The 10916-nt window shown below is 69.0% G+C and carries 6 protein-coding genes and 3 pseudogenes; 5 read left to right on the top strand and 4 right to left on the bottom strand.

What is annotated here, in order from left to right; all coding sequences use genetic code 11:
* Nucleotides 1-948 precede the first annotated feature (948 nt).
* Nucleotides 949-1630, top strand: a pseudogene (locus ACF1BE_RS31525) (DUF6308 family protein).
* A gap of 276 nt (nucleotides 1631-1906) precedes the next feature.
* Here ACF1BE_RS31525 and ACF1BE_RS31520 read toward each other — a convergent pair.
* Entirely contained in the window at nucleotides 1907-2284 is a 378-nt protein-coding gene (locus tag ACF1BE_RS31520; RefSeq protein ID WP_392202408.1) for a toxin Doc, read from the bottom strand.
* Entirely contained in the window at nucleotides 2284-2523 is a 240-nt protein-coding gene (locus ACF1BE_RS31515; protein WP_392202407.1) for a hypothetical protein, read from the bottom strand. The genes ACF1BE_RS31520 and ACF1BE_RS31515 overlap by 1 nt, the downstream gene beginning before the upstream one ends.
* Nucleotides 2524-3700: 1177 nt before the next feature.
* Between ACF1BE_RS31515 and ACF1BE_RS31510 the strand changes: the two genes are divergently transcribed.
* Nucleotides 3701-4723: a helix-turn-helix domain-containing protein gene (locus tag ACF1BE_RS31510; RefSeq protein ID WP_392202406.1), complete on the top strand. Its 1023-nt coding sequence runs from the start codon at nucleotides 3701-3703 to the stop codon at nucleotides 4721-4723.
* 336 nt (nucleotides 4724-5059) lie between these two features.
* On the opposite strand, the gene ACF1BE_RS31505 is transcribed toward ACF1BE_RS31510, so the two are convergent.
* Entirely contained in the window at nucleotides 5060-5356 is a 297-nt protein-coding gene (locus ACF1BE_RS31505; protein ID WP_392202405.1) for a hypothetical protein, read from the bottom strand.
* A 99-nt stretch (nucleotides 5357-5455) separates the two neighbouring features.
* On the opposite strand from ACF1BE_RS31505, the pseudogene ACF1BE_RS31500 reads away from it, so the two are divergent.
* Nucleotides 5456-5734, top strand: a pseudogene (locus tag ACF1BE_RS31500) (lamin tail domain-containing protein); the annotation flags it as partial.
* Nucleotides 5735-7002: 1268 nt separating this feature from the next.
* Here ACF1BE_RS31500 and ACF1BE_RS31495 read toward each other — a convergent pair.
* Nucleotides 7003-7413: pseudogene (locus tag ACF1BE_RS31495) on the bottom strand (IS701 family transposase); the annotation flags it as partial.
* A gap of 228 nt (nucleotides 7414-7641) precedes the next feature.
* Between ACF1BE_RS31495 and ACF1BE_RS31490 the strand changes: the two are divergent.
* Nucleotides 7642-8316, top strand: coding sequence for a hypothetical protein (locus ACF1BE_RS31490; RefSeq protein WP_392202404.1), 675 nt, complete (start codon nucleotides 7642-7644; stop codon nucleotides 8314-8316).
* Between the two features lie 119 nt (nucleotides 8317-8435).
* Nucleotides 8436-10547: a M48 family metalloprotease gene (locus ACF1BE_RS31485; RefSeq protein ID WP_392202403.1), complete on the top strand. Its 2112-nt coding sequence runs from the start codon at nucleotides 8436-8438 to the stop codon at nucleotides 10545-10547.
* Nucleotides 10548-10916 lie beyond the last annotated feature (369 nt).

Genomic DNA, 10916 nt, shown 5'->3' with positions numbered 1-10916 from the left:
GGCAGCAACGGCCTTGCCAACTCCCACAAGCCGTCCGGAACGATCCATCCCCACCGTCCACTCCCCATGCCCAACACAACCGTCAACTGACCATGTAGGACACGGTCTTAAAGCGCCAGGGACTGCGCCGAACTCATGCCCGCGCGGAAGTCAGGGGGCTGCTCCGGTTTGCCTGAAGGTGAGCAGCCCTTCCCATCTACCTCGCCGGACTCCACCTCGCTGCCATCTTCATCTGGTCAGCTGAGCGGTGTTGGTCGACGGCAGCGTCGCCACAGAAGCGGCCGGTGCGTTGAAGAAGACACCGGCGACGGCGGTAGCCACGGCTGCGGCAGCAAGACGAGCGCGCAAAAGGATCCCCCTGGGAAGCGGAGCAAGTGCGGGGGAATTCATGGCGCTGTCATCTCCCTGCCAGCCCGATTTAGCACCTTATTGCCTTGTGTGCGATGGGCCGCCCAGAAGCGGCCGCCGCAAGGTGCGGGCTGGGCTTCGCGGGCGGCACCACCTGGCAGAAGACCCGCCGCCTGACCGAAGCCTCCGACGCCATAGACCGCATCCGGGTGAAATTCGGGCCCCGGATCGGTCGGCCCCGCCACCCCCGCACCCTTCCGGCCGCCTCATGACCTGCCCTTGGCCGCCCCCTGCGCTCACAAGCCGCTCAAGGCCCCGGCTGCCCGGCGGGGCGTCACCCGGCACGGCCGTCCGGCCGGAGCCGGCGTCAGCCGCCTCCAAAAGCTAAGCGACGAACCCCATTGACTGGCACTGTCCCTGACCAGGCACCAGTTATGATCCCGGGTTGCTTGCAGACGGGCATGCTGCGCTGCTGGAGAGGGCCTGAACGGACCGCAAGACGGCAGCTTGTACTCGCCGAGCGGCACAACCGGGCCACGCCCACCTGACCATCCTGCTACAGACTGGTTTGCTCACGATCTCGATGAAGGATGGATTCGCATGATCTCTCCCAGTGGAGCGTCGTTGTCGCCGTTGGGACAGCGATTGAAAGAACGGATAGGTGCCGAGCGTGTTGTGGGTGATCTGCGGCGTTACTTCGGTGTAGGTCTGCCGACTGGAGTGACCGGGTTCACCGGCAGTCGGTTCGAGCATCTGGCCGGTGGGGGAGACGGGCCGGAGGTGGCCGACCGGATCACGGCGGAGGACCTGGTCGCGGTGCAGGCGTTGTCGGTCACCGTTCCGGCGCCTGTCGCGTTGGACCTCTTGGAGGGCCGCCTCGGCGCGCGGCTGTCCGGTCTGCTGCACGCCATTCCCAGGGACATCGACATGGTTGATGCCGACGCGATCGTCGTGGGCGACGGCTCGCCGGCAGACCGCGCCTGGCGACTGCTCGGGTCAGTCCGATGTCGGGTGGGTGATCGCTGGGAAGCTCCTGGCCAGGAAGCGTCCGCGGCTGCTGCCGGTCTACGACAAGGTGGTGCGCTGCGCTGTGGGCCGCCCGCGCCCCTCGTTCTGGCTTGCGCTGCACGCCGCGCTGCGCGCGGACGGCCGCGCCCTGCACCGCCAGTTGCTCAAGCTGCGCCAGGTCGCGGGGGTGTCGGAGACGGTGAGTGCGCTGCGGGTATGCGACGTGGCTGTATGGATGGGGCATCGGGCGGAGGGGCACGCCTGTCCTCGCTGACTTCGACAGCGAAGCCGGGATGCCGAGCGGCGCGCCCCGGCGGTCGGTTGTGGCCTGCCTGTCTGAGGAGGCGAGGGCAGCATCCCCGCGGCCCGCGAGACGATCCGCGTCGACGGCGACACCGTCAAGATCGGCGCCTGGCTGACCAAGGCCCGCACCAAGCACCGCTCCGGCCAGCTCCCCGAGCAGAACGCACGCCTGATCGCCGCCCTGTTCGACGGGGACTGGACCAGCGAGGACGCCGTCCCGGCCGCCCTGGTGTAGACGCCGACCTGATCAGATGCGCCAGGACCGCAGGGCTTCAGCGACGGCGTAGACGCTCAGCCGGGTGTCCCGGACCTTTCTGACAAGGTCGGACAGGGCGCCGTATGGGGGGTCGATGCCTTCGCCGGACTGATCCATGTACTGAGCCACCACGAAGGCGGCGTAGAGGCTGTTGCGGTGGGGGAGTGGCTCCAGGCGCACGGTGGTATGCAAGAGCGCGGCCGCACGCCAGGCGGCATCCGGGTCGGAGGCCTCAAGCGTCGGCATCCGGGTCTTGTGCCGGGCGACGGCCGCCACCAGCGCGGAGTAGTCGGTCACGGTCACGTCTTCGTGCCCGAGGGCGGCCTCCTGGACGTCAAGGAGCCAGGAGACATCGATGTGCACCACCATCAGGCAGCCGCAGCCCCGTCGCCGCGCTGAGAAGGCGGAATCTCCTCGGGGAACGCCTCGTCGAACTCCCCGCGCAGCCTTTCGGCCCAGGCGGTGGCGCCGGCGACGAACCGCTTGCGGTGCATCTCGCGTACGCCGAGGTCGTGCAGGTACTGCTTGAGGCTCTTGCCCTCGGCGGAGGCGGCGGCCCGGACGCCTTCCATTTCCTCGTCAGAGAAGGACACGTTCAGTGATGGCATGACCCGATGGTACCTAATTGGTACCATGCTTCTCAAGGCCGGTGAACATAGTCAGAGCAGCCAGACCATCACCGGCGCCTGGATGCGCTCGGTCGCCTCCACGCACACGGGCCCGAAGAACGATCGAGGCGTGGACAAAGCAGGGCCAGGGCGACGTCACCGGGCCGGCACGGCCGCCCCATCCGCTGCATGGGCCCGGGGCCTCGGGCCCGCCGCGGTGGGCGCCTCCAGCCCAGCCAGCGCGTAGGCCTGGGCGCGCAGCACGGGTTGCTCACCGGGGAAGCCGTCGACGGGCTCTGCGGCGAAGCCCGGCTGGTCATCGAGCGCGCGCAGCCGTTGGTAGCCCGGCTTGCCGTCGCGCCGGAGATTACGCCGAGGTCCCGGCAGAGATCGATAAGAGGACTTCACGCTGACACCCCGGACTCCGCGCAGTGCATGGCCCCCGCTGCCTTGACAAGGCGACGGGGGCCATGCATGTGGCGGGGGGAAATCCGCGACGAAGGCGTCGGCCTTGCGCTCCTTCCGGCTGTCACCGGTGGCGTCGCCGTGCAGCACGAGGTCCCCCCGCAGGACTACCGGGAGCTCACAAGGCAGGCAACTACGCCGGGCTGCCTCTTAGTACTCCCACTCCGACCAAATGTCGTTGGCGTACTCCGAATTCGGACACGTAGCCCTAGACCTGCTGGTGCTACCCACCCATGGTCCTGTCACCACGTGGTCGCCGGTACGGGAGTTGAGGCAATTGATCTTAACTCGGTGAGAAATGCCCCACGAGCCAGAAATGCAGCGAGACTCGCCCGTGACCTGACTAACCCGATAGCCCGAGCAAGGTGGGGCAGCTGACGCGAGCGAGGTGGTTCGCACGCCCTTGTCGGTAGCGGCTGCTTGTGAAGGTGTGCCGACAACGCCGACAGCGAGTGCGGCCGTTAACGCTGCGGTGACGAGAGTAGGACGAATGCGCATATGTCTCCCTTGTGTCGAAGGCGACTACGTGTTCTCGATCCGGTGGGACGTTCACCAGACGGCTGGGCGAAAGACTGTCCAGGGCACACTGCGCTGGCAAGGGAGAACGCCGTTCGAGTGCGTTCGGAACGCTGCTCGCGGTGTTCCGAACGCACTCGACCAAAGGCCGGTTTAGCTGTCACCTGGCCACCTTCAGCGGAGCCATGCTGAGGTGATGAGCCAGACAGGAGGCGGCACGGCCAAGCTGCCAGCGGAAGCACCACAGCCGGCGCAAGTCAGCACCCCTGCGGAGTTCACCGCGGCACTGCGCGCGTTACGGACATGGTCGGGCCTGACCTACCGCCAGCTTGAGAGCAAGGCCACCGCCCACGCGGATGCACTCCCGGCGAGCACCATCGCGACCGCCCTCGGTCGCACCAGCCTGCCGCGTGAACGGTTCGTCGACGCCTTCACCCGCGCGTGCGGCCTCAGCGAGGAAGAATCACACCAGTGGCTTGAGGTTCGCAACCGCATCGCCGCTGACAAGCCTGCACCAACAAGCGACGATGACCGCGGTGACAGCCAATCCTCCGCTTCCAACCAGTCGTTTCCGGCACGTGCTCCGCGAGGGCGCTGGGTGGCCAGCTTGGTCGTCGCTGGGGGCCTCGGGATCGCTGGCACTCTTGGCGTCAGTAGCCTGCTGAACACCTCAACGCCATCGGCCGCCCCGCCCGCGATGTCAGTGACTGGGCTGCGCATCCTGGCCGTGGGCAGTTGGGCACGTATCCACCCCGCTCGCACACCCGATCTCTGCCTCACCGAAGGCAGGGATCGCAGTGGCCACTACAAGACCGCCATCGCTGCCCAACGACCCTGCAGGGCGGCCACCCTGCCTCATGTGTTCCTCGAACCCCTGGGTAAGAACGTCGTGCAAATCCAGTGGCACCACCCGAAGTACAGCATCGGCTGCCTCACCGTCCTGCCGGACGGGCCCGGCCGCGACCTGATCGAACCCCGCGAAGACTGTGCCGACGACAACCGGGCCCAACAGTTCCGAATCGAGCCGTTCGGCCCGCCGGCTGCGGTGCACTTCCGAATCCGCCCTGTCATCACCGACCAGTGTCTAAGCCTGCGCGACCAAGAAACCAAGAACGGAGCGGAAATTGTCCAAGGCCGGTGCTCTGGCGCTGCTGATCAGGATTTCCTAATCGATCTGATTCCACCCCCGCCAGCCGCCTCCGGGCACACTCATGAATGATCGCCTCGACCCTCCACTCGACCCCGTTCAGCAGGGCTGATTCATAGTCGTCGTGGCCACAGGTTGTTACTGGTAAGGGCAGCCTGAGTAGGTCGAGGGGGCGGGCGAGGGGCGCGTAGGAGACCTCGCACAGGCCAGCCGCGATGCTGCGCGGTGCCCGGCCCGACGGAGGGTGTCGGTGCGCGAGCCGCGCGCGGTCTGCGGTGTCCCGGTGCGACCCGCGTCCGGTCGGCGTGCCTGCGGGCCTTCGGGCAAGCCGAGTGCCTGGTACAGGGCCGTGAGGTGGTCGCGGGCGGCGAGGGCGTGCCGGACGGTGCGGGAGAGCTGTTCGCTCCGTTACTCCGACCGCGCCGGCCAGCGCGCACCCGGCGCCTTGACCACCCGGTCGCCGACGCCGAGCGACTGGTACGTCCGGCTGTTCACCTTGATGGTGAACTCCCGCCCCTCGTCGGTGCGGATGTGCATCACGTAGTGGCCCGTCGGGCCGTAGGTACCGGTCGAACTGCTCACCCCCCGGCCGGTGACCTCCCCGGTGTAGGCGTCGTTGACCTCGTCCATTGGCTGAGAGGCGATCATCGCCAGGACCATGGCGAGCGGGACGATGGAGAGGAGCAGGATGATGGTGTTCGACATGTGCGACCCCCCGCATCGACGACGGCACAGGCCATCCACGGCAGCGTACCGGTCTTGTGGGCGCCAGCCCAGAAGGCATACCCAGAGGGGCTGTTCGGCACCGGTCGTAAAGACGAGGACGGCCACACCTACGTCTTCGACCACTACCGGCTGGCCGGCCGTGCCACGGTCCGCATCCACACCGGCCAAGGCCGCGACACCAGGACGGACGTGTACCAGGACCGGCGGGGTTACGTCTGGGACAACAACTCCGACACCGCGACCCTGCGCACCTACCGCGGCCGGTTCGTCGACGAGGTGTCCTGGGGCCACCACCGCGACCACCGCGGCGGGGTCCGGCGTCACGGTGGTGACCACCGCGGCGGAGACCGTCACTGACCCTCATGGTCGGCGGTAGGAACGCCGGCTTGTGAGCCGACGTGACGAAGGTGGGCCGTCCCGGGCGGGACGGCCCACCTTCTGTATGCCCAGGGCCGGCGACGCTGCGGGGCACAGATGGGGTCGCGCGCGTCGGACTCGGGGAACCGCGGCCGGGCTACCCCAAGGGCGCTGACGGTGTCCGCCCAGGCCCCTGTCTACGCGGTAGGGGGCTGCTCTACTCCGGCACGGCAGCAGTCCGTGCGCCGCGTGAGTGGCCGGGGCGGGAATGTTCTGCGGGCCGGTGTGGTTGAACCGGGCGTGACGGTGAAGGGGACAGTGTCCCCGGGCCTCATCTATCGCCTGCAGGGACGATCGTTCGGCTGAAGCCCTGCAGTGCCTTTCGCCGCGTAGGCGACCGCCCTTCACGATCACATCCCGTACGGGTTCAGCCCCGGCTCGGCCTCCTGGCCGTCCGGGGCAGACTCGTGCCCGGGCCCGGCACGCACATGGAATGTGCAACGCCGGTGGCTAGCCGCTGGCTCAGGACCACGTAGGGAGCTACGCCGTCTCCGGAGTCGCCCGCCCGCGCCGTCCTGGAACTCGGTCACGAGGTAGTGGACGGTGACGCGCGGCACCAGCCTGCCGCACAGGGCGCTCGGCCGACGCCGGAGCCTTCTCCGACGTTGCGCAGGGGGCGCGGTGTGTGGACCGCGTGAGCAGAGCCTGGCACCGGCTGACGACCCCGCTGTGGTCCTGCTACCGACGATCGAGCCGATGCTCGCCGAGGTCTGGCCTGCGCTGCCGCCGGAGCGGGCATTTGCGGGCGGGCCCGCAGGTCGACGCCCAGGCGGGAGATCGAGCGGAGACGGAGGTCCGGCTCCGGCTCCCGTGGGGGTGACGCCCGACGGCCCAGACGGCGGCGAGCAGGCCGACCGTGTGGATGCCGTAGGGCGGTCGTAGAGGTCGACGGTGGTGCCGTCGGCGGTGCCGGTGCCGTTGACGTCGGGGGACTTGCCCCAGGCCCTTCACGGCCAGGGCCCGCTCGCGGCCGCCACCGGGGCGGGGCTGTGGGTGATGGCCTCCGCGCCGCTGCACGGCGGCGAGCTGCCCCGCATGGTCGACCAAGAGCTCGCCGACCTCATCCGGCCCGGCCTGTCCCCCGCACAGGCGTGCGTTCTGGCGGTCGCGTCATGCCCGGGAGTGACGGGCGTCCTCATCGCCGCTTCCAGTGCGCCACCCTGGAGGGAGGCGGCCGGCGCCGTCGCTCAACCCTTCCTGACCGTCGATGCGTGGGTGGCCATCGCCGGGGTCATGTGGCGGTGTCGGCCGGGGTGACGGCGGACCTGGTAGTCGTCCAGGCCGCATTCCTGCATGGCGGTCTGGAAGCATTCCCCGACCGCCCACCTGCTGCCCGCGGTGCGGATGAGTTCGTCCAGCGTCGTGTCGGCGGGGCAGTAGGCGAGGTGGTGGGAGATCTCCTGGGGCCTGCTGACGCTGCGGCGGGCGATCACCCAGTGCCGACGGTCCTCGCTGTGCCAGGGCCGCACCTCGACGCGGGCCCAGTAGAAGACCCGGCGGCCATGGGCTCCTTCGCCGCAGGAACGGCGTTTCCATTTCTGCCGCGGCAGGCCGGGGAACAGGTCGTGGACGGGGTGGTCGATGGACACGCGGGTGACGACGGTGTCGTGCCTCGTGGTGACATCGATGCGGCTCCCCGGAACCCGCCGCCGCCCAGTCGTGAATCGCTGCCAGGCAGGCCGGCAGCGTCGGCTCTGCCCGCCTCGAAGAAGCTGCTCGGCATGCTTTGGTCGAGAATCTCAGCGTGGAGGGCAGCGGAGACGTTACATTCTGCGCACGCTCCCCGGGGGCAGGGGAGCGGTGACCATCAGGGGGTGGCGGTGTTAGGTAAGGCACGAAAGAAGCCGTTGGCGGTTCCGATTCCCATCCCGTCCGAGGGTGGGGCGGCGGACACGGTAGAGGGCTGGCCGTCGTTCATCGCGTTCAGCCGGGACGTATTCAGCGCGGCTCATCCTGGGTATGAGGATCTGTTCGACGGTGCCCTGGCTGAATTCCGCAGGAACCCGCAGCAGGTACGTGAACATCGGCCACTCGAACCCGCGGTGGGAGTGGGGGTGGCAGTGTCCTCCGCTGTCCCCTTCGTCCTCCCGGTCGTGGCGATGTTCCTCGGCGCTGTGACCGAGCGGGTGGTGACAGGCGCGGTCGATGGCATCGAAGAAGCCATCCGCCGTCGTATCGCCCGCATCATCGGTGTCCACCGGCGAGCCGCACTCGCATCGGAATCCAGCCATGCGGCACAGGCCTCTGGGGAATCCGCGGCGGCCGCCGACGCGTACGCCCATGACGATTCCCCTGGGGACGTCACCCAGCGACGCGACGCAGGTTCAGCGCCGCCGCTGCACAGCGGCGCCGTCGTCCCACCGGCGGCAAGTGGCCTGCGTCTGAGTGCAGAGGAGGAAGGGTTCGTCCGTGGCGTCCTGATCGGCCTGGGCGTCAGCGTGGAAATGGACGCGGACGCGGCAGAGCACCTGGCAGAGGCAGTCATTCGGACGCTGCGAGGCTATTCGGAGGACGCTCCGTGACTAGTCTCGCCGACTCCTGCACGCCGCAGCCGTCCCCAGATCCCGCGGATGCGCCACCCGCATTAGCGCGCCCCGGCTCACGGGGAATATCACCGACTCGCGCCCAGTATCTGCTCCTCGTGGTGGTCCTGCTGCTCGCGGGGGCCTTCGCCGGGCAGCTCGTGCACAATTCCTACTTGGGCACCTCCTGGGCCCACGCGATGCACCACTGCCTGCTCGAAAGGCTGAAGGGGCCGACGAGCCCCACTCCCACCCAGTTCAGCCAGTTAAACGATCACTGGCAGCGCTGTACTGCGCCGGCCCAGCATCGACGCGCTCTGGTGTCGCTGGCCGGCGCGCTCGCCGTAGCCGTCCTGGGTATCGCCAGCCTGTGGGTGCTGCCGCACCGGGTGCTGCGCCGGGCGGGCCCGGTGACGAGGGCTTCCGACGAGTGGCAGCAGCGGACGGCGGCCGCTGCGAAGGACATGGGAATCACCCGTGTTCCCCTGGTCGTGTGGGGTTCGGTGTGGCTCAAGGAGTCCTTCATCGCAGGGCGCCCGGGTGGAACCACCATCGTTTTGCCGGTGGGTGCCCGCGCCCTGCCGCCGGCGCAAGCGGACGCTCTTCTGCGGCACGAACTTTCCCATGTGGCCGTGGGGGACGTACGGCTGGTCTGGCTGACCCGCGGAGTGCTGTGGGCCCTGCCGCCCGTACTGCTGGTCCCGTTGGCCGTTATCCTGACCACGACGTGGCGGACTGCCCACAAGAATCCGCTCACCGCCTTCAGCGGCACCTTCTTGTGGGAGTACGCGATCCGCGCCGCTCTGCTGATGATCGTGTCCGTGCTGATCGCGCAGCTCATTCTGCGCTCACGGGAATACGAAGCCGACGCCCGCTCGGTCCACGGCCGGTCCGCAGCGGCCATGGAGGCACTGCTCGCTTCGCAGCCCGCCGAAGGACTGACGTGGTGGCAGCGGGCTCGGGCGAACCACCCGGCCGCATCCCGTCGGGTGGCATCCCTTCGACGCGGTCCGTCGCCGTTACGAATCCCACTGGTCGGCACTGCCGCGGTCGGCCTGCTCAGCGCGATGGCCCTGCAGGCGGTGACCTCGCTGGCGCAGGACTGCTTCACCGGCACACCACTGGCTGGCAAAGAACGCCTCGCCGCTGCCCTCATAGCCGGTGGCCTGCTGTCCGCCAGTTGGGGCGTCGCGACATGGCACACCGTCATCGCCGGTAAGGGCTCCGATCCAGTGCCCCGTACGTCGCTGCTCGTTCTTGGTACGAGCACGGCACTGGGCCTGTTCGCGCAGGTCGAACGGACCGGTACCACGGATAGCGGCACCATGTTCGGCTGGCCCCTGTTGGTGACCGTCCCCGTTGCTGCTGCCGGAGCCGGAGCTCTCAGCGTCGCTCTCGCCGGGCTGTGGGCGCGTCGGCGCCGCCCGCACCGGTCGCGCTGGGACTGGGCAACAGCTCTGTGCGTCAACGCGGTGCTCTTCGCGGGAGCGCTGCGTTTCGGCGAGGACACCGCACTCTTCCTGCACGCCATGGACTGGCGTGATGCATTCATCGTCAGCGGCCTGTACTCCCCGGCCGCGCAGACCACGGCCGTGGCCCTGGGCGCGGTGGGGCTCAGCACGCTGTGGGCCACCCTGCGCGGCAACCACCGGCACGAGCCGTCCGGCACGCGCCACAAGGCTCGCGCCGCACGCCGGCCGCGCACCTGGCGCGGCGTCGCATCGACGATCGCCGCTGGCGGGCCAGTCGGCACCATGACCGTAAGTCTTGTCGCCGCGGCCGCCGCAGTGGCTGCACGTTGGGCCGTACAGCCTGCGGCAGCCCAGGGGTCGGTATGGATGTACAGGATAGAGTTCGACTGGTGGTCCGCAGCCGGCGCCGGATGCGCCTGCGTGCTCGCGCTGATCGCATTCCGGGGAATTAGGGGCTTGGCCGAGGCCGTGTACGCGGCGCCCATAGCGTCCCTTCTCGCCGCAGCCGCGATGTGGGGACACCGCTTCGCGCAGTGGGCCCACCCCTGGGAGGTGACCAGGACGTACGCCACCGCACCTCTGGCACAGGTGGCGTACGTCATCGTCGTCCTTGCCGTCCCCGCGGCCTTCCTACCTGCCCGCCGCGCACCGCGCCTGCAAAGAACCCTCCCAGCGATTGTCCTTGTCGCCGCACTCTCTACCGGCATCGTCCTTGCCATCCTCCACACGGGCACCCGCCTACTGTTCGCACCCCCCTGACCGGCGGAGACCGCCACTGACCCCCATGATCGGCGGTAGGAACGCCGGTCTGTGAGCCGACGTGACGAAGGTGGGCCGTCCCGGGCGGGACGGCCCACCTTCCGTATGCCCAGGGCCGGCGACGCTGCGGGGCACAGATGGGGCCGCAGGCCGGACTCGGGGCATCGCGGCGAGGGCTACGCGAAGGCGATGACGGTGGTCGCCAAGCCCCCCTGCACATGCGGGGGGCCTCGTTCCTGCACGGCATGGCACGGCACGGCTCGTGCGCTGCGTGGGCGGACGGGGCGGGAATGTTCTGCGGGCCGGTGTGGTTGGACCAGGCGTGATGGTGAAGGGGACAGTGTCCCCGGGCCTCATCTATCGCCTGCA

It is taken from the genome of Streptomyces sp. NPDC014991, assembly GCF_043080665.1.
Classification (GTDB): domain Bacteria; phylum Actinomycetota; class Actinomycetes; order Streptomycetales; family Streptomycetaceae; genus Streptomyces.
Note: the sequence above shows the minus strand (reverse complement) of the source record. Positions and strands in the feature narration are given on the sequence as shown.